Annotated in this window: 20 protein-coding genes and 1 riboswitch; of the genes, 11 read left to right on the top strand and 9 right to left on the bottom strand. The window is 69.9% G+C overall.

Going from position 1 to position 21,370, the window contains the following annotated elements; translation table 11 throughout:
* Positions 1 to 27: 27 nt before the first annotated feature.
* Genes Q343_RS0112790 through Q343_RS0112770 form a run of 5 tightly spaced genes read left to right on the top strand, consistent with a single transcriptional unit; the run spans position 28 to position 4,529 of the window.
* Positions 28 to 1,617, top strand: coding sequence for a sodium-dependent transporter (locus Q343_RS0112790; RefSeq protein ID WP_029253955.1), 1,590 nt, complete (start codon positions 28 to 30; stop codon positions 1,615 to 1,617).
* Positions 1,614 to 1,781 (top strand): methionine/alanine import family NSS transporter small subunit, encoded by a 168-nt coding sequence (locus Q343_RS14985; protein ID WP_081829837.1) that lies wholly within the window; start codon positions 1,614 to 1,616, stop codon positions 1,779 to 1,781. The genes Q343_RS0112790 and Q343_RS14985 overlap by 4 nt, the downstream gene beginning before the upstream one ends.
* Positions 1,778 to 2,740: an ABC transporter substrate-binding protein gene (locus tag Q343_RS0112780; RefSeq protein ID WP_052367224.1), complete on the top strand. Its 963-nt coding sequence runs from the start codon at positions 1,778 to 1,780 to the stop codon at positions 2,738 to 2,740. Before Q343_RS14985 ends, Q343_RS0112780 begins: the two co-directional genes overlap by 4 nt.
* On the top strand, positions 2,737 to 3,720 hold the full coding sequence (locus Q343_RS0112775) for an amino acid ABC transporter permease (protein WP_029253953.1): 984 nt from the start codon (positions 2,737 to 2,739) through the stop codon (positions 3,718 to 3,720). Before Q343_RS0112780 ends, Q343_RS0112775 begins: the two co-directional genes overlap by 4 nt.
* The gene (locus Q343_RS0112770; protein WP_052367223.1) at positions 3,717 to 4,529 is read left to right on the top strand and encodes an amino acid ABC transporter ATP-binding protein; all 813 of its coding nucleotides are present in this window, start codon (positions 3,717 to 3,719) and stop codon (positions 4,527 to 4,529) included. The genes Q343_RS0112775 and Q343_RS0112770 overlap by 4 nt, the downstream gene beginning before the upstream one ends.
* A gap of 3 nt (positions 4,530 to 4,532) precedes the next feature.
* On the opposite strand, the gene Q343_RS15220 is transcribed toward Q343_RS0112770, so the two are convergent.
* The 4 genes from Q343_RS15220 to Q343_RS0112750 all read right to left on the bottom strand — a co-directional run bounded on the left by Q343_RS15220 (position 4,533) and on the right by Q343_RS0112750 (position 6,921).
* Entirely contained in the window at positions 4,533 to 4,766 is a 234-nt protein-coding gene (locus tag Q343_RS15220; protein ID WP_155990752.1) for a hypothetical protein, read from the bottom strand.
* 190 nt (positions 4,767 to 4,956) lie between these two features.
* A complete protein-coding gene (locus tag Q343_RS0112760; RefSeq protein ID WP_029253951.1) occupies positions 4,957 to 5,889 on the bottom strand; it encodes an excalibur calcium-binding domain-containing protein in 933 nt (310 codons plus the stop codon).
* Positions 5,890 to 6,010: 121 nt separating this feature from the next.
* Positions 6,011 to 6,448 carry a hypothetical protein gene (locus tag Q343_RS0112755; protein ID WP_029253950.1) on the bottom strand — a complete coding sequence of 146 codons (438 nt, stop codon included), beginning with the start codon at positions 6,446 to 6,448 and terminating at the stop codon, positions 6,011 to 6,013.
* A 15-nt stretch (positions 6,449 to 6,463) separates the two neighbouring features.
* Positions 6,464 to 6,578: riboswitch (SAM riboswitch) on the bottom strand.
* Between the two features lie 139 nt (positions 6,579 to 6,717).
* Positions 6,718 to 6,921, bottom strand: coding sequence for a cold-shock protein (locus Q343_RS0112750; RefSeq protein WP_029253949.1), 204 nt, complete (start codon positions 6,919 to 6,921; stop codon positions 6,718 to 6,720).
* 474 nt (positions 6,922 to 7,395) lie between these two features.
* Here Q343_RS0112750 and Q343_RS0112745 point away from each other — a divergent pair, with 474 nt between their 5' ends.
* On the top strand, positions 7,396 to 8,685 hold the full coding sequence (locus Q343_RS0112745) for an ABC transporter substrate-binding protein (RefSeq protein WP_029253948.1): 1,290 nt from the start codon (positions 7,396 to 7,398) through the stop codon (positions 8,683 to 8,685).
* A 73-nt stretch (positions 8,686 to 8,758) separates the two neighbouring features.
* Here Q343_RS0112745 and Q343_RS0112740 read toward each other — a convergent pair whose 3' ends face one another.
* The 5 genes from Q343_RS0112740 to Q343_RS0112720 all read right to left on the bottom strand — a co-directional run bounded on the left by Q343_RS0112740 (position 8,759) and on the right by Q343_RS0112720 (position 13,559).
* A complete protein-coding gene (locus tag Q343_RS0112740; RefSeq protein WP_029253947.1) occupies positions 8,759 to 9,313 on the bottom strand; it encodes a GNAT family N-acetyltransferase in 555 nt (184 codons plus the stop codon).
* 102 nt (positions 9,314 to 9,415) lie between these two features.
* Positions 9,416 to 10,249: an ABC transporter ATP-binding protein gene (locus tag Q343_RS0112735; RefSeq protein ID WP_052367222.1), complete on the bottom strand. Its 834-nt coding sequence runs from the start codon at positions 10,247 to 10,249 to the stop codon at positions 9,416 to 9,418.
* Positions 10,246 to 11,169, bottom strand: a complete 924-nt coding sequence (locus Q343_RS0112730) for an ABC transporter ATP-binding protein (protein ID WP_029253945.1) — start codon at positions 11,167 to 11,169, stop codon at positions 10,246 to 10,248. The genes Q343_RS0112735 and Q343_RS0112730 overlap by 4 nt, the downstream gene beginning before the upstream one ends.
* The gene (locus Q343_RS0112725; protein ID WP_029253944.1) at positions 11,159 to 12,142 is read right to left on the bottom strand and encodes a branched-chain amino acid ABC transporter permease; all 984 of its coding nucleotides are present in this window, start codon (positions 12,140 to 12,142) and stop codon (positions 11,159 to 11,161) included. The genes Q343_RS0112730 and Q343_RS0112725 overlap by 11 nt, the downstream gene beginning before the upstream one ends.
* Before the next feature lie 13 nt (positions 12,143 to 12,155).
* The gene (locus Q343_RS0112720; protein ID WP_029253943.1) at positions 12,156 to 13,559 is read right to left on the bottom strand and encodes a branched-chain amino acid ABC transporter permease; all 1,404 of its coding nucleotides are present in this window, start codon (positions 13,557 to 13,559) and stop codon (positions 12,156 to 12,158) included.
* A 408-nt stretch (positions 13,560 to 13,967) separates the two neighbouring features.
* On the opposite strand from Q343_RS0112720, the gene Q343_RS0112715 reads away from it, so the two are divergent.
* The 5 genes from Q343_RS0112715 to Q343_RS14660 form a co-directional block, all read left to right on the top strand.
* Complete coding sequence (locus Q343_RS0112715; protein WP_029253942.1) at positions 13,968 to 14,393, top strand: PPOX class F420-dependent oxidoreductase; 426 nt, start codon at positions 13,968 to 13,970, stop codon at positions 14,391 to 14,393.
* A 50-nt stretch (positions 14,394 to 14,443) separates the two neighbouring features.
* Complete coding sequence (locus Q343_RS0112710; protein ID WP_029253941.1) at positions 14,444 to 16,759, top strand: S9 family peptidase; 2,316 nt, start codon at positions 14,444 to 14,446, stop codon at positions 16,757 to 16,759.
* A gap of 126 nt (positions 16,760 to 16,885) precedes the next feature.
* Complete coding sequence (locus Q343_RS0112705; RefSeq protein WP_248616834.1) at positions 16,886 to 18,178, top strand: inorganic phosphate transporter; 1,293 nt, start codon at positions 16,886 to 16,888, stop codon at positions 18,176 to 18,178.
* A complete protein-coding gene (locus tag Q343_RS0112700) occupies positions 18,175 to 18,405 on the top strand; it encodes a hypothetical protein (protein WP_029253939.1) in 231 nt (76 codons plus the stop codon). Before Q343_RS0112705 ends, Q343_RS0112700 begins: the two co-directional genes overlap by 4 nt.
* Before the next feature lie 121 nt (positions 18,406 to 18,526).
* Positions 18,527 to 21,370: DUF5979 domain-containing protein (locus tag Q343_RS14660; protein WP_052367221.1), on the top strand; the 2,844-nt coding region annotated here is incomplete at its 3' end.

The raw sequence follows: 21,370 nt of genomic DNA, 5'->3' as shown, positions 1-21,370 counted from the left end.
GGCCGCACCACACCGAGCGAGGTACCCATGGCAGGCTCAGAGTCCACGCCGTCCGCCGGCGCACGGCGTCGACCGCGCGAGCAGTTCAGCGGTCAGACGGCCTTCATCCTTGCCGCGGTCGGATCAGCCATCGGCCTCGGCAACATCTGGCGGTTCCCCGGGGTGGCGTACGAGAACGGCGGCGGCGCGTTCATGGTGCCGTACCTGATCGCGCTGCTCACCGCCGGCATCCCGATCCTCTTCCTCGACTACGCCGTCGGGCACCGGTTCCGTGGCGCGCCGCCGCAGGCCTTCCGGCGGATCTCGCGTGGGCTGGAGAGCCTCGGCTGGTTCCAGATCGGCATCTGCATCGTGATCGCGCTGTACTACACGGCCGTGATCGCGTGGGCGGTGAGCTACTTCTTCTTCTCGTTCAACTTTGCCTGGGGCGACGACCCGACGGGGTTCTTCGTCGGCGAGTACCTGCAGGTCGGGGAGCCCGGGTTCAGCCTCGACTTCGTGCCCGGCGTGCTGATCCCGCTGGTCGCCGTGTGGGTCGTGACGATCGTGATCCTCGGTGCCGGCGTGGCCAAGGGCATCGAGCGGGCGAACGTCGTGTTCATCCCGCTGCTCGTCGTCACCTTCACGGTGCTCGTCGTCCGCGCCCTCTTCCTCGACGGCGCCGCGGACGGGCTCAACGCGCTGTTCACCCCGGACTGGTCGGCGCTCACGGACGCGAACGTCTGGATCGCGGCGTACGGCCAGATCTTCTTCTCGCTCTCGATCGCCTTCGGCATCATGATCACCTACTCGTCGTTCCGCCCGCGCCGGTCGAACATGACCGGACCCGGCCTCGTCGTCGCGTTCGCCAACTCCTCGTTCGAGATCCTCGCGGGGATCGGTGTCTTCGCCACGCTCGGGTTCCTCGCCTTCAACGAGGGCGTCGCGATCGACCAGCTCGAGAACCTCACCGGTGTTGGTTTGTCGTTCATGACCTTCCCCGCGGTGATCTCGGAGATGCCCGGCGGGCAGCTCTTCGGGGCGCTCTTCTTCGGCACGCTCGTGCTCGCGGGGCTCACGTCGCTGCTGTCGATCCTGCAGGTGGTCTCCTCGGGCTTCCAGGAGAAGTTCGGCTGGAGCCCCCGGGCGTCCGCCGTGGGCATCGGGAGCGTCAGCGCCGTCATCTCGATCGTGCTGCTCGGATCGACCACCGGGCTGATCTACCTCGACACCACCGACAACTGGGCCAACAACATCGGGATCGTCGGGTCCGCCGTCCTGATGACCGTGCTGCTGATGTGGGTGCTGCGCCGGGGCAAGGAGCTCCAGTACCACCTCAACACCGTCTCGACGTTCCAGCTCGGGTCCTGGTGGCGGTTCTGCGTCGGGATCCTCGCACCCGTCCTGCTCACGTACATGCTCGCCTCGCGCATCGTCACGCTGATCTCCGAGGGGTACGAGGGCTACCCCACCTGGTACCTCGTGACCGTCGGCTGGGGCTCCGTCGCGTTCATGGTCGTGCTCGCCGTCGTCATGCCGATGGTGCGCCGGCACGAGTCCGTGGACGGGTTCGTGCCCTGGCCGGAGTACCCGCCCAAGCCGCAGCCCACCAGCGCCGTCAAGGAGGCACGTCGATGACCAGCACCGCCGTCATCTTTCTCATCGTGACGATCGTCGTCGTCTGGGGCGGGCTGATCGCCAGCATCGTCGCGCTCCGCCGGCGCCCGGAGGCGGAGGACCTGCCCGAGGGCGGCCACGACGACGACGGCGTGGCGCCCGTCGTAGACTCCAGGGAGTCATGACCTCACACCCCGCACAGCACCCTCCCGGGCCCGCCCGCCGTCCGACGTCGGGCCTCCGGATCGCCGGGGTGCTGACCGTCACAGCGTTGGTCGCCGCGGGGTGCACTCAGGTCTCGGACGAGGAGATCATCGGGGAGAGCGGCGGGGTGACCATCCCCGAGGTCGACGTGTCCACGATCCAGCCCGACCCCGACGTCGTCGCGCTCGTCCCGGACGACGTCGCGGCCGGCGGCCTGCTCACGGTCGGGGTCGACGGGGCCTACGCCCCCGCCGAGTTCCTCGCCGAGGACGGGCAGACGCCGATCGGGTACGACCTCGACATCATCGCCGCCGTCGCCGCCGTCATGGGGCTCGAGAGCGCCCCCGAGATCGCCGACTTCACGAGCATCATCCCGTCGGTCGGCTCGACGTACGACGTCGGGATCTCGTCGTTCACGATCACGCCGGAGCGCCTCGAGGCCGTCACGATGATCAACTACTTCAACGCCGGCGAGTCGTACACGGTGCTCGCGGGCAACCCCCGGGAGATCGACCCCGACCACCTGTGCGGGACCACCGTCGCCGTGCAGGTCGGGACCGTGCAGAACGAGGAGATCCCCGTGATCTCCGACGAGTGCGTGGCCGCAGGCGACCCCGAGATCACGATCCTGCCGTTCAACCAGCAGAACGAGGTGACGACCAACCTCGTCGGCGGACGCGCGGACGTCATGTACACCGACTCGCCCATCGCGGCCTTCGCGGTCGCCCGGACGGGCGGACGCCTGGAACAGCTCGGCAGCGTCCGGGCCGAGGCCGACCAGGGGATCGTCGTCGAGCTCGGTGACGACGACCTCGCCCTCGCCATCCAGGCCGCCCTCGAGTCGCTCGACGCCTCGGGCGACTACGAGCGCATCCTGACGGCGTGGGGCAACGAGCAGGGCGCCGTCGACTCCTTCGATATCCAGCCGGAGATCTCATGAGCCAGACCCCGACCCCCGAGACCGACCCGATCCCCGGGCGCATCCACGCCGTGCCCGTCCCGCGGCCCGGGCGGTGGATCTCCGCCGTCGTCATCGGCGTGCTCGCCGCGATGGCGGTCAACGGCCTGGTCACCAACGACAACTACCGCTGGGACGTCGTCGGCGCCTACCTCTTCGACACCCGCGTGGTCCAGGGCGTCGGGTGGACCCTGCTCCTGACGTTCCTCGCGATGGCGATCGCGGTCCTGCTCGCCATTACCCTGGCGATCATGCGGCGGTCGCAGAACCCCGTCCTGCGCTGGACGAGCTGGACCTACATCTGGATCTTCCGCGGCACCCCCGTGTACACCCAGCTCGTGTTCTGGGGCCTGCTGTCGGTGCTGTACCCGCGCCTGAGCGTCGGCGTGCCGTTCGGGCCCGAGTTCTTCTCCTTCGACACCGCCGACGTCATCACGGCCTTCTACGCCGCCGTCCTGGGCCTCGCGCTCAACGAGGCCGCCTACCTCGCCGAGATCGTGCGCGCCGGGCTCGGCTCCGTCGACCCCGGTCAGAGCGAGGCGGCGAAGGCCCTGGGGATGAGCGAGAGCAAGATCCTGCGCCGCGTCGTCCTGCCCCAGGCCATGCGCGTGATCGTCCCGCCGACGGGCAACGAGACGATCTCCCTGCTCAAGACGACGTCCCTCGTCCTCGCGGTGCCGTTCACCCTGGACCTGACGTTCGCCACCAACGCGATCGCCAACCGGATCTTCCTGCCGATCCCGCTCCTGATGGTCGCGGCGATCTGGTACCTCGTCATCACGAGCATCCTCATGGTCGGGCAGCACTACATCGAGCGGTACTACGGCAAGGGGTTCGGCTCCGACGGCGGGACCGGGCGCCCGGGCGGAGGACGACGACGTGCGGGCCGCCCGAGCCGCCAGGCCGCCATCCGGCAGTCCGGCACCACCACCGACGACCCCTTCCTGGACGTGACGCCATGACCACGCAGCCCACCACCCCGGACCCCGCGGCGGCCACGGCGCCGATGGTGCAGATCGAGGGCCTCCACAAGCTGTTCGGCGACCTGCACGTCCTGCGCGGCGTCGACCTGACGGTGCAGCCAGGAGCCGTCAGCGTCATCCTGGGCCCCTCGGGGTCCGGGAAGTCGACCCTGCTGCGCTGCATCAACGAGCTCGAGGAGATCGACGCCGGCTCCGTCGAGGTGGCGGGCGAACGCATGGGCTACCGCGAGGTCACCCGCCGTGGGCGCACCCGCCTGCACCGGCTGCACCCCAAGGTGGTCGCACGCCAGCGCTCGCGCATCGGCATGGTCTTCCAGCGCTTCAACCTCTTCCCGCACCGCACCGCCCTCGAGAACGTCATGGAGGCGCCGGTACAGGTCCGGGGGGACTCGAGGTCGACGGCCCGGGCCCGGGCGCTCGAGCTCCTGGACCGCGTGGGGCTCTCCGACCGCGCGGACCACTACCCGGCCCAGCTCTCCGGGGGGCAGCAGCAGCGGGTCGCCATCGCGCGGGCCCTGGCGATGGACCCCGAGCTCATGCTCTTCGACGAGCCCACCTCGGCCCTTGACCCCGAGCTCGTGGGGGAGGTGCTGGGCGTGATGCAGGACCTGGCGCGGTCCGGGATGACGATGGTCGTCGTGACCCACGAGATCGGCTTTGCCCGCGAGGTCGCCGACCAGGTGGTGTTCATGGACGAGGGTGTGATCGTCGAGCAGGGGGCGCCCGAGCAGGTGCTCGTCACGCCGCGCGAGCAGCGCACGCAAGACTTCCTCGCGCACGTGCTGTAGGCGTCAGCCCCGGACGAGCGCTCCGAGGCCTACTCCGCCGCCCAGGCCGACGACGATCGCGGCAGAGGTGAGGGCGACCGGGTGGCGCAGCAGCCGCTGCGAGAACGTGAAGTCGTGGGCGTCATGCGTCACGGCACCGGCGGCGACGGGGTGGGCGGCACGCTCTTGCGGTGCCTGCACGAGGCTCGCGGGCGACGTCGTCGACGGTGATGCGCTGATCCGGGCGGACTGTGGCACGGAGACCTCCAGGGCACTGCGGCTGCTCGTGCACGGCGCACGGAGCGGGCAGACGTGTGTGCCTGCCCGCCTCCGAGTCTGTGGTTCGCCGTGGTCGCACGCTCGCTGAACGAGCCTCCGTTACCGATCCGTGGCCGAACAGGTGAGGTAAAACGCCCCGTACCGGACGGACCGGACGCCCGCGGAGGCCTCAGTCGCAGATCACGCCGTCGCGGTCCCAGTCGAGGATCGCGTTGTAGGCGGGGTCTCCCTCGCGCATCGGCGCGACGCCGTCGCGCTTCGCCTCCCCGCAGTCCCAGTACGTCTTGTCGGCGTTCTGGTTGTTGTTCTGGTTGTCGTTGTTCTGGTTGTTGCCCTGGTTGTTGTTCTGGTTCTGGTTCTGGTTGTTGCTGTTCTGCGCCTCGTCCTCGCGGTCGCTGATCTCGCTCTCCCGGTCGTCGAGCGCGTCCTGCTCGTCCTTGAGCGCGGCCTGGTCCTCGGCGAGCTGCTCCTGCTGGGCGGTCAGGTCCTCCATGTGCGTCTCGAACTCGGCGCGGTCGTCCGCGAGGGAGTCGCGCTCCGCCTCGGCCTTGGCCTGCGAGGCGTTCGCCTCGGCGATCGCCTCGCTCGCGTCGCCCCGTGCGGCGAACGCGAGGACCAGCCCGATGACGAGCCCTGCGCAGAGCCCGCCGATCGCGGCGGCGACCATCGGGCCCGTCGCGGTGCGCCGTCCGGAGGACCCGTCCTTGCTCGGGTTGCCCGCGCCGGATCGGCTGCCGCGTGACGGCGCCCCGGCGGCCGGGGAGTCGTCGGGGGTCGCGCCCAGGGCGACGACGCCGCTGGCGGACGCGGTCGGTGTCGACCCCGACGGGCTGCGGGTGGTCGACCCGCTGGTGGCCGTCCTGTCGCCCGAGCTCCGGACGGTGGTCGTCCTCGTGCTCGTGGCCGCCGGAGTGCGGACCGCCTGCATGACGGCGGTGGCACCCGGATCGGTCGCGGCGGGGACCACGGTCGTGGCGTCGTCGTCGTCGACCCAGTACTCCCAGCCGGGAGGGGCCGGGGGCCACGACGGGTCGGGCGACCAGGTCGCATCGGGCTCGAACCCGGGCGGGGTGCTCCACCCCGGGGGCGGGTTGAAACGCATGTCAGGCTCCTCGATCGGTTGCGCGGAACACTATGCGGCAAGCGAGGTGGTTTGCGCCAGACCGTGTGCATTTTTGGGCAGGCGGACGACGCCGGCCTCCCGTGTCGGGAGCAGCCTCCGGTCAGGTGGTCGCGGGGTGGGGAGCGGGGCCGACGCCGCACTCGACGAACGCGGAGACGGTCCGGATCGCGTCGTGCGCGTCGTCGACGACGTACCGCAGGGCGTGGTGCTCCTCGTGGACGGCGACGAGGTCCCCGACGTGGAGCGCGGCCCGCAGATCAGCGGCGTGCCAGAGGATGGCGCGGTTCGGCACCGGTGCGGGCTCTCCGAGACCCGTCCGTCCGGACGGCGCGGCAGGGAGGACGTCGGCGTCGTAGCCGACGCACGTGAGTCGTTCCGACACGGACCGCACCACCCCGGTGCGCCATCCCCACGGCGTGGCGTCCAGGGCGGCGCGCTGCGTCGGTGTGAACCCGTACCCCGGTGTGACCGGAGACACAGTCGCGGCAGCCTCGGGCGTGCGCGTGCCGGCGAGGGGAAGGGTGGTGGCGGAGGCCATCTGCGTACTCCTGACGTGGTGCGCTTCCCCCACCGGCGGCGGGGGCGGGTCTTCCTCCGGGAGCACCGTGCGCACTGGCGCGGTTGCCGGTCCCGCACGCCGGAGGGCGATACCACGGGGCCTCATGACCGCGACCATCGTAGGCCGATCCGCCCGCGGATGGCGAGCCTGTCGTCGGGCACCGCGTCCGCACGCAGAACGACCCCCCGCCACGAGTGGCGAGGGGTCGTCGGTTCAGCTGCCGCGTCAGGCGGCGGGCTGAGAAAAAATCACGCGGGGCGGATGTTCTCCGCCTGCGGGCCCTTGGGGCCCTGCGTCACGTCGAACTCGACGCGCTGCGCCTCTTCGAGCGTGCGGTAGCCCTGCGTCTGGATCGCCGAGTAGTGGGCGAACACGTCGGCGGAGCCGTCCTCGGGGGCGATGAAGCCATAGCCCTTCTCCGAGTTGAACCACTTCACGGTACCGAGCGTCATCTTGTTTCTCCTTCAAGAGGTGTCAACGGCCCCGACTTCCGAGGCCGGCATCACGGTGATTCGTCGTCAACTCTTGGGTAAACAAGGTCCGCCCGGTCCGGAGACCGAAGCGCAAGGACAAGCGAACTGCATTCTGCGAGTACGAGCGTACCGGGTTTGAGCCAGGGACACCATGCCCTGACGGCAGAATCCTGTGGAGATTTCTGCGCCGCCGCTGCCGCCGGTGCTGCACGCGCGGCTAGGCGGTGCGGTCGCGGGTCGAGGCGGGGCTGTGCGACGTCGTCGCCGCGGAAACGGCACGATCGTGCCGGTATTGCCCGCCAGGTGAGACGAAACGTGTCATGAGTCACATCACGGTAACGATCGGGCGGAACTATGGCCCAGGACACATCGACGACACATTCGCTGCCTACTGTGACCGCACGGCACGAATGGTGTCGTGGATCACAGGTCCACCTCGGAGGGAAAAGACTTATGAAGCGACGGACCCTTGCGACGCGAAGCCTCGCGCTCGCTGCAGCCCTCAGCCTGGGCCTGGCGGCCTGCTCGACCGACGACGGCGGCGACAGTGCCGACGGTGGTGGCGACAGCGGCGGCGGCGACGACCAGCTCGTCGTCGGGACGCTCCTGCCCCTGACCGGAACCCTCGCGTTCCTCGGCCCGCCCGAGGTCGCAGGTGTCGGCCTCGCGGTCGACGAGATCAACGAGGCCGGCGGCGTGCTCGGCAACGACGTGACGATCGAGGGCGCCGACTCCGGCGACTCGACGGACTTCAACGTCTCGACCCAGTCGGCGACCGACCTCATCGGCAAGGACGCCGACGTGATGATCGGCGCCGCGTCGTCGAGCGTCTCGCTGAACGTCGTCGACATGGTCACCGAGGCCGGCGTCATGCAGATCTCGCCCGCCAACACGTCGACCACGCTCTCGGGCTACAGCGACCTCTTCGCGCGCACCGCCCCGCCGGACTCCGTCCAAGGCTCCGCCCTCGGCTCGCTCATCCTCGACTCGGGGGCCACCAAGGTCGGCTTCCTCGTCCAGAACGAGGACTACGGCACCGGCCTGCGCGACAACGTCCAGCAGACGATCGAGGCCGGTGGGGCCGAGGCCGTCTACGGCGGCACCGGGGCCGGGCAGGAGTTCCAGCCCGGCGAGTCGAACTTCTCCGCACAGGTCACCGACCTGCTCGCGCAGGACCCCGACGTCATCTCCGTGATCGCGTTCGACGAGACCAAGGCGATCGTCACCGAGCTCGTGGCCCAGGGCTGGGACCTCGGCGGCAAGACGTTCTTCTGCGACGGGAACACGGCGTCGTACGAGGGTGACTTCGACGAGGGCACCCTCGAGGGCGTCATCGGGACGATCCCCGGTGCCGAGGCCAAGGGTGAGTTCAAGGAGCGTCTCGACGCGTTCTACGCCGACTCCGAGGGTGGCGAGCTCACCTCGTACGCCTACGGTCCCGAGTCGTACGACGCGACGATCCTCGCGGCCCTCGCGGCCGTGCGTGGTGGATCGGCCGACGGCCAGACGATCGCGGACAACATCAAGTCCGTGTCGGGCGCCGACGGCGGCACCGAGGTCAGCAGCTTCGCGGAGGGCGTCGAGGCGCTCGAGGCGGGCGACGACATCCACTACGTGGGCGTCTCCGGCACCGGCCCGCTGAACGACGACAACGACCCGTCGTCGGCGTTCATCGGTGTCTACGAGTACGACAGCAGCAACGTGCAGAACTTCACGCGTGCTGTCGAGGGTCAGATCGGCTGACCCTCTCCACACCCCCGCCGCAACGGCGCGGCAACCGAGGAGGGCTCGGCACCGTCTGGTGCCGGGCCCTTCCTCATGGGACACCGGGCGAGCCCGCGTGCTCGGCCGCGAGCATCCCGTAGACGGCGGTGTCCGTCCACTCGCCCTTGCACCACCAGTTCTGCCGGAGGTGGGCCTCCTGCCGCATTCCCAGACGCACGCAGAGCCGTGCCGACGCGGTGTTGCGGGGGTCGAGCTGCGCGGCGACGCGGTGCATCGAGTACTCCTCGAACGCGATCGTCAGCAACGCCCGCGCGGCCTCGGTGGCGTACCCGTGCCCGGCGGCGTCGGGGTGCAGCACCCACCCGATCTCTCCGCAGGAGAGCGTGTCGTCGGTCGGCCAGAGCACGACGTCGCCGATCACCCGGCCGTCCAGGACGATCGCGAGCGCCAGGGCCGTCCCGGGCCCGTCGATGCCGGTGCGCGCCACCCGCTTGGCCATCTCGACCGGCGTGCTCTCCGCGGTCCAGGCCGCCATGGGCAGGTACCGGGCGACGTCGTCCCGTCCGTAGATCTCGCGCAGCGACGGTGCGTCGTCCTCGTGGACGTGGCGCAGGAGGAGACGGTCGGTGGTCACGGGCGCGGTCATGGCACCAGTCTGCCCCGGGGAACGACGCCGGCCCGGGGGGAAGTCCCCCCGGGGCCGGTCCGTGCTGCGGTGTCGGGCGGGCCGGAGCCCTGCCCGGTGGTGCTACGGCGTGGAGCGGTCCGCTGCGGCGGCTGCGTCCGCCGCGGCGGCGTCGGCCGCGTCCTCGACGTCCTCGGCGAGCGTGCCGAGGTACAGCGAGATGACCTTCGGGTCGTGCTGCAGCTCGCTCCCCGTGCCGTTGTAGGCGTCGACGCCCTGGTCGAGCACGTAGCCGCGGTCGCAGATCTGCAGGCAGCGTCGGGCGTTCTGCTCGACCATGATCACCGAGACCCCGGCCTTGTTGATCATCCGGGTCCGCAGGAACGTCTCGTCCTGCCGCACGGGGGACAGCCCCGCGGACGGCTCGTCGAGCAGAAGCACGGACGGGTTCATCATGAGCGCGCGGCCCATCGCCACCATCTGACGCTCACCGCCCGAGAGCGAGCCCGCGCGCTGGGCGCGGCGTTCCCCGAGCGCGGGGAACAGCTCGGCGATGAACGCGAAGCGCTCGGCGAACGCCTTCGGGCGCAGGTACACGCCCATCTTCATGTTCTCCTCGATCGTGAGGGACGGGAAGACGTTGTTGGACTGCGGCACGAACCCGACGCCGCGCTCCACGAGCTTGTTGGCCTTCATCCCGGTGATGTCGTCGCCGCCGAGCGTCACGGTGCCGGACCGCACCTCCACGAGACCGAACAGGGCCTTGAGGAGCGTCGACTTCCCGGCGCCGTTGGGGCCGATGATGCCGATCAGCTCGCCCTGCCCCACCTCGATCGAGCAACCGTTGAGGATGTTGACGCCCGGCAGGTAGCCCGCGACGAGGTTGTCGGCGCGCAGCAGCAGGTCGTCGACGGCGGGGCGGGGCCCCGCGGTGGCGGTCACGGTGTCGTTGCTCATCGCTTCTTCTCCTCTTCCTCGAGGCGGGCGAGGATCGCGGGGTCGAGGAGCGAGTCGTCACCCAGGTCGGTGTCGTGGTGCGCGCCGAGGTAGGCGTCGATCACGGCCTGGTCGTTCATCACGCTCTCCGGTGGTCCCTCGGCGACGATCCGGCCCTCGGCCATGACCACCACCCAGTCGGAGACGTGGCGGACGGCGTGCATGTCGTGCTCGACGAAGAGCACGGTCATGCCCTCGTCGCGCAGAGCCTGGATGTGCCCGAGCAGGGACTGCACGAGCGCCGGGTTCACCCCGGCCATCGGCTCGTCGAGCATGATCATCGTCGGGTCCGTCATCAGGGCCCGCGCCATCTCGAGGAGCTTGCGCTGGCCGCCGGAGAGCGAGCCCGCGAAGTCGTCGGCCTTGGCGAGGAGGTTGAAGCGCTCGAGGATCTCGGACGCCTTGTCCGTGACCTCGACCTCGCGCCGGCGCCACAGCGGCGGGACGAGCGAGGCGAACATGTTCTCGCCCGGGTGGTTCCGCGCGGCCAGACGCATGTTGTCCATGACCGTCAGCCGCGAGAGCGCCTTGGTGAGCTGGAACGTGCGCACCATGCCCGCGCGGGCGACCTTGGCGGCGGGCTTGCCGCCGAGGGAGTGCCCCTCGAACGTCCAGGACCCCTGGTCCGGGACGTCGAACCCGGTCAGAAGGTTGAAGAACGTCGTCTTGCCGGCACCGTTGGGGCCGATCAACGCCGTGATGGCCTTGGCCTCGACCTCGAGGTGGTCGACGTCGACCGCCGTCATCCCGCCGAAGCGGCGGCGGACGTTGTCGACCGTGAGGATCGACGTGGGCTTGGGGGACCCGGGCGTGGCCTCGACGTGCGAGAGGTCCAGCTTGACCGGGTCGACCGTCGTCTCGGTCGTCGTGTCATCGGACATTGAACGACAGCTCCTTCTTGTCGCCGAATATTCCTTGGGGTCGGAAGATCACCAGGCACATCAGCGTGATCCCGACGAGCATGCCGCCGATCTGCTCGATCTGGGCCGAGGAGACCGCGTCCGGCAGGGCGGAACGCATCCCGGCCCGCAGCAGCATGTAGACGCTGAAGAAGATCATCGACCCGATCACCGGGCCCCAGACGGTGGCGGCGCCACCGAGCAGGAGGATGGTCCAGATGAAGAACGTCATCGACCGGCCCATCGAGTCGGGCTGGACGGCGCGCGGGAGGACGAACAGCACCCCTGCCACGGAGCCGGCGACGCCGCCGAGGATCAGCGCCTGCATCTTGTACGCGTAGACGTTCTTGCCGAGCGACCGCACGGCGTCCTCGTCCTCACGGATCCCCTTGAGCACGCGGCCCCAGGGGCTGCGGGTCAGGAGCCAGACGAGCAGCACGGCGATCAGGACGACCGACCAGGCCACGATCCGCACCCACCAGGAGTCCGAGCCGTTGTTCAGGTACTCGAGCGGTCCGATCGCGGAGCGGCCGTCGGGCAGCGGGGAGAGCCCGAGGAACGTCTCCTTGAACGAGTTGCCGGTGAGGCCCGAGGACCCGCCGGTCTGCTCGTTGAAGACGGTGGAGCGCCCCACCATGCGGATGATCTCCGCGGCGGAGATCGTGACGATCGCGAGGTAGTCCCCCCGCAGCTTCAGCGTCGGGATGCCGAGCAGGAGCGCGAAGAGCGCTCCGGCGATGATCGCGACGAGGAGGGCGACGAAGAAGGGTGCTCCGGCGATCGTGGAGATCGCGAAGCCGTAGGCGCCGAGGAGCATGAAGCCCGCCTGGCCCATGTTGAGCAGTCCGGTGTACCCGAAGTGCAGGTTGAGCCCGATGGCCGCGAGCGCGTAGGCAGCGGTGGTCGGCGCGATGAGCTCGCCGAGGGCTTGTTCGAGGATGCGCAGAAAGTCCATGGTCAGCTTCCCTTCAGCCGATGCGCTCGGCTCGACCGAGCAGACCCTGGGGCCTGAACACGAGGACGAGGATGAGGATGAGGAGGGCCGAGGCGTACCGCAGGTCGCTCGGGATGAAGAGGTTGGAGAGCTCGACGACCATGCCGATCACGAGGGAGCCGACGAGGGCTCCGAACGCGGTGCCGAGTCCACCGAGGGTGACGGCGGCGAACATCAGCAGCAGCATCTGCATGCCCATCATCCAGTTGAACGACCCGAAGACCATGCCGAGCAGCATCCCGGCGAGGCCGGCCAGACCGGCGGCCAGGACCCACACGATGCGGATGATCTTGTTCGGGTCGATGCCGGTCGCCGAGGCGAGCGCGGTGTTGTCCGAGACGGCGCGGGTGGCCTGGCCGATCCGGGTCCGGGTGAGGAACCACGCGACGGCGAGGAGGACGACCAGGGCGATCACCATCGAGACCCACGAGGCGCGGGTGAGGGTGAACGGCCCGAGCGACCACGTCTCCGGGTTGCTCGTGATGATGCGCTGGGTGCCGGCACCGATGGCGAGCTGGATGAAGTACTGCAGCGCGATCGACAGGCCGATCGTCACGATCATCAGCTGGACCACGGGTGTCCCGCGTTTGCGCAGCGGCTTCCAGATGCCGGCGTCCTGGATCCACCCGGTCGCGGCGCAGAGCGCGATGGTGACGATCGCGCCGAGCCAGATCGGCATGCCCATCACGTTCATCGTCACGTACGCGAGCATCGCGCCGAGGGTGACCTGCTCGCCGTGGGAGAAGCTGGAGAGCTTGGTGGTGCCGTAGATGAGGCTGAGGCCCACGGAGGCGAGGGCCAGCAGGAGGCCGAAGCGGAGGCCCGAGCCGATCTGCGTCCATACCTGGTCGGCCTTGAGCCCGCCGGAGGAGGCCGCCGGTGTGCTGCCGTCGCCGTCGAGCCCGCCCTCGCCGGTGGACGAGGCGGTCTCGCTGGGCGCGACCGCCGTGTCCTCGCCGATGCGGAATGCGGCGCGGGCGGTGCCGCCCATCTGCGCCGTGACGGTGATCTCGGTCTCTGCTCCTTCGCCGAGCTCCTCCCCGTCGGGGAGGGTCGTCGCGTCGAGGGATGCGACGTACTTGCCGGTCTCCGTGACGGCGACGGCGGAGAGCCCGTCGTCCGTCGTCGTCACGATCTCGCTGAACCCCTCGGGTCCGGTGATCTCGATGTCGGCGTCGGCGATCCGGTTGTTCTCCGGGTCGAGGACGAGAACGCCGATGCAGGCCGTCTCCGTGTCGGGCGTGCAGGTGCTGGTGGCGGTAGCCACGCTGGTCGGTGTGGTGGCCAGGGCTGGGGCGGCGGCGAGCGCGGCGAGCCCGGACAGCATCAACGCTGCCAGGGATCGTCGGATCGTCGTCTTACCTCGGTCCGCTGTCATCGGCGGGTCCTCCGTGTTCGCTGTTCACCGAGAGGGGTGGCGGGTCGGCCGCACCTCGGTGTGCGGTGGACAGTAGATCGGGCGTGTATCGGTCGTGTTTCCGCAAGGTGCCGGAAGTGTAGCGCGCGTCACATTAGGAATTGGTGGCCTGCGAGTGCCTGGCTCTTTACCTGGACGTTTGCACCACTTTCCGCCGTTCACGCAGGTCAGTGGCCGGATTCGTGCTGATTCGCAGAGTGGATTCGGGCGCTCTCCCGTGCCTGGCGGGCCCCCAGGGCGGGCCAGGGTGTGCGGCGCGTCGCCGATTGCCGTGCGTCGTCGAGCGTCCGGTCCGTTGCGCGATCGTGACACTACGTACCGTGATGTGAGACACAGTCGCGTCCGGTCGGTCTGCGGGAGGATGGCGACATGACTTCTCAGAACACGGACCTGCGCGACGAGTCCTTCCTCGCCCTCACGACCTTCCGCCGCTCGGGCGAGGGCGTCGCGACGCCCGTCTGGGCCGCGCGTGACCCCCAGGTCGACGGCGCGCTCGTCGTCGTCACGGACCTCCACTCGGGCAAGGTCAAGCGTCTGCGCAACAACCCGACGATCACGCTCCAGCCGTGCGACGCCCGCGGCAACGTCCGCGGCGAGACTGTGACCGGGACCGCCGTCGTGCTGGACGGGACCACGCCGGCGGACGAGGCCACCCGCAAGGCGGCGCACGCAGCGCTGCGGAAGAAGTACGGGTGGCAGGCCCGCGCGCTCGACCTCGCGTCGAAGTTCCGCCGCAAGCAGGAGCGCACCTACCTCCGGATGACCCTCGACGACGGCCCGGGCGCGACGGCGTAGCCGCGAGGCGCGTTCGACGGCACCCCGTCCGGCACCCGTACGCTGGCGGGGTGTCGGATTCGCAGCAGTTCTCAGCCCCCGCCGTCGTCGCTCCCGTCGCCGAGAAGCGCCCGACGACGCGCACCCACCACGGCGACGTCGTCACCGACCCGTACGAGTGGTTGCGCGACAAGGAGTCGCCCGAGGTGCTCGCACACCTGGAGGCCGAGAACGCCTACGCGGCCGCGCAGACCGACCACCTCGCCGACCTGCGCGAGCGGATCGTCGGCGAGATCAAGGCGCGCACGCAGGAGACCGACCTCTCCGTCCCCGTGGCGGAGGGCCCCTGGTGGTACTACTCGCACACCGTCGAGGGACAGCAGTACGCCATCCGTGCCCGCGCACCGCGCGTACCCGGCGACGACGTCCCACCCGAGCTGGTCCCCGGCGAACCCGTCGAGGGTGAGCAGGTCCTGCTCGACGAGAACGTCGCCGCCGAGGGGCACGAGTTCTTCTCGCTCGGGTCGTTCGACCTCTCCGGCGACGGAGACCGGCTCGCGTACGCGACCGACGTCGTCGGCGACGAGCGCTACACGCTCCGGGTCCGCGACCTGACGACGGGGGAGGACCTGGCCGACGAGGTCCCCGGCACGTTCCCCGGGGCGACGTTCAGCCCCGACGGCCGCTACGTCTTCTACCCCACGGTCGACGACGCGTGGCGCCCCCACCGCATCTGGCGGCACGAGGTCGGCACCCCTGCGGGCGACGACGTGATCGTCTTCGAGGAGCCGGACGACCGGTACTGGGTGGGCGTCGGCCTCTCCCGCTCGCGCCGATACCTGCAGATCGAGCTCGGCTCCAAGATCACCAGCGAGTCGTGGATCCTCGAGTCCGACGACCCGACGGGCGAGTTCCGCGTGGTCTGGCCGCGCCGCGAGGGTGTCGAGTACACGGTCGAGCACGCCGTGCTCCCCGCCGCCGACGGTCCCCGTGACAGCCTTCTGATCACGCACAACGACGGGGCGCTCGACTTCGAGGTCGTCGCCACCGACGTCCCGGCGGCCGGGGCGACGCTGCTCCCCGAGGGCGCGACCGTCGTCGTGCCGCACGACCCCTCGGTGCGGATCGAGGGCGTCGACGCGTTCGCCGGCCACGTCGTCGTGTCCTACCGCAAGGACGCCCTCGCCCGGGTCGGGGTCGTGCGGCTCGACGCCGTCGGTCGAGCGGAGGACGTCGGTCGAGCTCGTCGAGACCAGGATCTCGACAGGCTCGATCAGCAGGGTCCGCTCGACGTCGGTCGAGCTCGTCGAGACCAGGATCTCGACAGGCTCGATCAGCGGGGGCCGCTCGACCAGCCGTGGCAGATCGAGGAGATCGCCTTCGACGAGCCGCTCTACACCGTCGGCGTCGGCGCCAACCGGGCGTGGGACCAGCGGCACGTCCGCATCGGCCAGACGAGCTTCGTCACCCCGGCGACGGTCTACGACCACGACGTCGCGACCGGCGAGCGCACCCTGCGCAAGCGCCAGCCCGTGCTCGGCGGCTACGACCCGGCCGACTACGCGCAGTCGCGCGAGTGGGCGACCGCGGACGACGGCACGCAGATCCCGATCTCGCTCGTGTGGCGCCGCGACGCGGTCACGCTCAACGCGTCGGGCATGCAGGCCGACCCGGCGCCGCTGATGCTCTACGGGTACGGCTCGTACGAGATCAGCACGGACCCGGGGTTCTCGGTGCCACGCCTGTCGCTGCTGGACCGTGGGGTCGTCTTCGCGGTCGCGCACGTGCGCGGCGGCGGCGAGATGGGGCGCGGCTGGTACGACGACGGCAAGACCCTGACCAAGAAGAACAGCTTCACGGACTTCGTCACCTGCGCCCGGCACCTCGTCGGCAGCGGGTGGACGACGCCGGAGCGCACGGTCGCGTACGGGGGCTCGGCCGGCGGACTCCTGATGGGGGCGGTGGCGAACCTCGCCCCACAGGACTTCGCGGGTGTCGTCGCGGCCGTGCCCTTCGTCGACCCGCTGACGTCGATCCTCGACCCGTCGCTGCCGCTGACCGTCATCGAGTGGGACGAGTGGGGCAACCCGCTCGAGGACCCCGAGGTCTACGCGTACATGAAGGAGTACTCGCCGTACGAGAACGTGCGTGACGACGTCGAGTACCCCCGCATCCTCGCCCTGACCTCGCTCAACGACACCCGCGTCCTCTACGTCGAGCCGGCCAAGTGGGTGGCCCGGCTGCGTGAGGTGGGCGCCGACGTCGTGCTGAAGGTCGAGATGAGCGCCGGGCACGGGGGCGTGTCGGGGCGGTACGAGCGGTGGAAGGAGATCGCGTTCGAGGACGCGTGGACGCTCGACGTGCTGGGGCTTGCAGGCCGTGCATGAACGACACACAGATGTTTCTTAGAATCTCCCGCTGACTCGAACGCAAGATGAACTCCAGGTGAACAACCGCGGAAGGGTTGTCGATCTGGTCGCGCCCTCCCCTCCGGACGCCGCACCATTGAATACGTGACAGAGACGATCCTTCTGGTCGTCGTCGTAATGACGGCGCTGGCCTTCGACTTCACCAACGGGTTCCACGACACGGGGAACGCGATGGCCACGTCCATCGCCACCCGGGCTCTCAAGCCCAAGACCGCCGTCCTGCTGTCGGCGAGCCTCAACATGGTCGGTGCGTTCCTGTCGCTGACCGTGGCCGCGACGATCGCCACGGGCATCGTCGACGCGGGGCTCGTGACGCTCGAGGTCGTGCTGGCGGGTCTGGTCGGCGGCATCCTGTGGAACCTGATCACGTGGCTCTTCGGTATCCCGTCCAGCTCCTCGCACGCACTGATCGGCGGCATCGTCGGCGCCATGCTCGCCGCCGCCGGCACCGAGGGCGTGCTCTGGGGCGGTCTGGTCGCCAAGGTGATGCTGCCGGCGCTGCTGGCCCCGATCGTCGCGATCGCGGTCGCGAGCATCGGTACGGCACTCGTCGCCCGCCTGACGCGCGACGTCCCGCAGGACATGAACGAGAAGTCGTTCCGCTGGGGTCAGATCGGCTCCGCATCCCTCGTCTCGCTCGCGCACGGCACCAACGACGCGCAGAAGTCGATGGGCATCATCCTGCTCGCACTGATCGCCGCGGGCGCGGTCCCCGAGGACTCGGGCGTCCCGTTCTGGGTCATCTTCTCCTGCGCCCTCGCGATGGCGCTCGGCACGTACCTCGGCGGATGGCGCGTCATCCGCACGCTCGGCAAGGGGCTCGTCGAGATCGACTCCCGCCAGGGCATGGCCGCGGAGACCTCGTCCGCCGCCGTCATCCTCCTCTCCAGCCATTTCGGCTTCTCGCTCTCGACGACGCACGTCGCCACGGGATCGATCCTCGGCTCCGGCGTGGGGATGAAGGGCGCCGACGTCCGGTGGGGTGTCGCCGGTCGGATGGGCCTCGCCTGGCTCATCACGGTCCCGGCCGCGGGCATCGTCGGAGCGCTCGCCTACTGGATCCAGGGTGTGGTCGGCGGCGATGCCGGTGCGTTCGTCTCCTTCGGCCTCCTGGTCCTGATCTCGGCCGGGATCTACCTGGTCTCGCGGCGCAAGCCGGTCAACCACACCAACGTCAACGACGAGTGGGAGCCGAGCCGCACGGGCGGCTCGGACGAGACTGCCGCAGACAGCGAGCTCACCGGTGACTCGTACGAGTACGACCCGGAGGCCATCGACGTCCTCGCCGACGCCGTCGTGATGCGCGACGTCTACGCGCTCTCCTCGGAGTCCGACACCGACGAACCTGACACCACTACCTCGGAGAACCGCGCATGAACATCGAGTGGAGCGCCCTCGGCAGCGTGATCATCTGGGGCATCCTGATCGGCGCCGGCCTGCCCGCGCTCTTCGCGCTCGGCGTGAAGACGCTCGCCGTCCCGGCCGGACCCGACGGTGAGCGGCACCCGAGCCTCGGCCGCCGCGTCGGGGCCTGGACGTGCTTCGGCGTCATCATCCTCGCGATCGTCGGAGCCGTCGCCTTCATCGCCTCGGGCGGGCACTGACCTCCTCTGCCGACGAAGCTCGAGCCGAGGAACGGCCTGCTAGTTTTCCGGTCGCGCTCCCACGATTTCTGGACCACCCTGTGATGTGACACACAAGGCGCAGGGGGGATCGGGGACGTTCATGCGGACGACGACGAGGCGCGCGACCGCGCGCGCCGCTCTCGCCGGACTGGCGCTCGCGCTGGTCGCGCCCTTCAGCCCGTTCGCGGTGGTGGCCCCCGCGGCGGCGGCTGACGCGCTGCAGTGCCCCGACGTGCCGCCGAACGTCGGGATCTTCCCGCCGTTCAACGGGTACGACACCAACGTCAACACCTATGTCGGCGGCGACTGGAACATCACCGAGTCCGCGGCCGAGACCGAGGGCATCGTCGTCGTCGAGGGGAACGCGACGTTCGACCGCGACCCCGACGGCATCTTCAACCTCGGCGTGGTCGGCGTCGGCTCGCAGGTCGTTCCGCCTCCCGGGTCGGTGATGCTGCACGTCGGCGGCGACATGGAGACGGTCGGCACCAACTACGTCGACGTCGGGTCGGGGCTCGACGGCGGCGGGTCGGTGAACGTCGGGGGCGGGATCACCACCGGGATCGACCAGTCGGCGGCGATCGTCACCAACGGTGGGACGGTCCAGGAGGGGCTGGGAACGCCCGACGCGCTCGTCCCGTTCGAGTCGTTCGGCAGCACCCTGCAGACCACGTCCGACACGTACGCCGCCCTCGCACCGACCGGGACGACGACGGACGACGGCTTCGGCACCCTGTACTTCGAGGGGGACAACACCCTCGACCGCCAGGTCTTCGAGGTCGACCTCAACGCCGATCCCACCGCGCTCGAGAACCCGACGATCGTCTTCAAGAACATCGACCCGGCGGCGGTCGTCGTCATCAACGTGATCGGGCCGGATGACGGTAGCCCGGTGAACGTCAACACGAGCACCTTCTACGGCGGTGACCCCTTTGCCGGCGGCACCGCCCTCGGGGCCGAGAATCTCGGTGAGTGGGCGACGGACACCCTCTGGAACTTCGAGGACGCCACCGACATCACGTTCGACGGGACGTCGCAGTTCATCGGGTCGGTCGTCGTCCCGACCCCCGGTGGCACGGTCACCACGTCCATGCCGGGCCTCAACGGCCGGATGTACACCAACGGAAACCTCACCCAGTCCGGAAGCGGCACCGAGATCCACGCCTACCCCTTCGACGACGGCACCGACTGGGGCTGCCAGGACGAGGACGCGGGGTACGGGATCGCCAAGATCGTCGTCGACCCGGAGGGCATCGCGCCGGAGGACCTCGTCTTCTCCGGGACGTTCGAGTGCCGCGACCCCGACGACGACTCCGTCCTGCTCGAGGGCACGTGGGACCTGACGGCGGGCGAGACCAAGATCTACGCCGGCAACGGCGTCCCGGCAGGCTCCGTGTGCACCGTCACGGAGAACACCCCGCCACCGGTCGACGGGGGCGAGTGGCAGGAGCCTGTTCTCGAGCCCTCGGAGTTCGTCGTCTCCGACGACCCGACGGAGATCGTGACCATTCAGGTCACGAACACGCTCGATGCGCTCGCGACAGGGTTCGAGATCACCAAGGACCTGACGGACGGGGAAGGCCTCGTGCCCGCCGGCACGAAGTTCACCGGAACCTGGGAGTGCACGGACCCCGACGACGGAAGCACCGTCGGCTCGGGCGACTGGGCGCTGGAGGCCGGTGAGTCGGTGACCGTGGCCGAGGACCTTCCGATCGGCTCGGTCTGCACGGTCACCGAGGACGAGCTCCCGGCGATCGACGGTGGTCAGTGGCAGGATCCGGTGATCTCCCCGGACTCCGTGACCCTCGGCGTCGCGGCGACCGACGAGGTCCCGACGATCACGGTCGCGAACGAGACGGCGGTCCTGGCCGGCGGGCGGTTCGACATCGTCAAGGCGGTCGACGACCCGACGGGTGCCGTGGATCCCGACCTGACCTACGACCTGCAGTGGGAGTGCACGCTCGACGGCACGGTCGTCCGCTCCGGGACCGTGACCCTGGCGGCGGGCGAGAGCGCGGAGGTCCCCGGGGAGGACGAGGAGCTCCTGCCCGTCGGGGCGGTCTGCGTCGTCTCCGAGGTCGACCCGCCCGACGTCGACGGCGGGGAGTGGGCCGACCCCACCATCTCCTCCGAGGTGGTGATCGGCGACGAGTCCGAACGCGCCGACGTCGTCATCACGGTGGTGAACGTCTTCGAGGTCGACACCACCGGGTTCGTCATCGCCAAGACGGTCGACGACCCGGACGAGGTGCTCTCCGGGGACGAGACGTACACCGGGACGTGGGAGTGCACCCTCGACGGTGAACCCGTCGGGGACGGCACGTGGTCCCTGACCGCCGGCGAGACGGTGACGGTGGCGGAGGACGTGCCGGTCGGATCGGTGTGCACCGTGGAGGAGGACCTGCCGCTGCCCGAGATCTCTGACGGCGTCTGGGCCGACCCGATCCTGCCCGACCCGGTGACGGTCGTCGCCGCGGGCGAGGGCGTCGAGGTCCCGACCGCGACCGTCTCGAACAGCGTGGCGGCCGCGGTCACCGGGTTCGAGATCACCAAGGTCGTGGTGGACGACGAGGGTCTCGTGCCCGACGGCACGACGTTCGACGGCGCGTGGGCCTGCGTCTTCGACGGCGAGGTCGTGGGAACCGGGACCTGGGAGCTCGCCGCGGGGGAGACGGTCGAGGTCGCGGACGGGCTGCCGATCGGTGCGGTGTGCACAGTGCGCGAGATTCCGCCGCTGCCCGACGTGGCCGGCGGCTCCTGGTCGTTCCCGACCTTCGAAGGCGTACCCGTGACGCTCGAGGACCGCTCCGACGGCGCGGACCCCGTCACGGTGACCGTCACCAACACCTTCACGGCGGACGTGACGGGTTTCGAGATCACGAAGGTGGTCTCGGACGCGGACGAGCTGTTGAGCGGGGACGAGACGTATACGGGGACGTATGTG

Source organism: Paraoerskovia marina DSM 21750, assembly GCF_000701465.1.
Lineage (GTDB): Bacteria > Actinomycetota > Actinomycetes > Actinomycetales > Cellulomonadaceae > Paraoerskovia > Paraoerskovia marina.
Note: the sequence above shows the minus strand (reverse complement) of the source record. Positions and strands in the feature narration are given on the sequence as shown.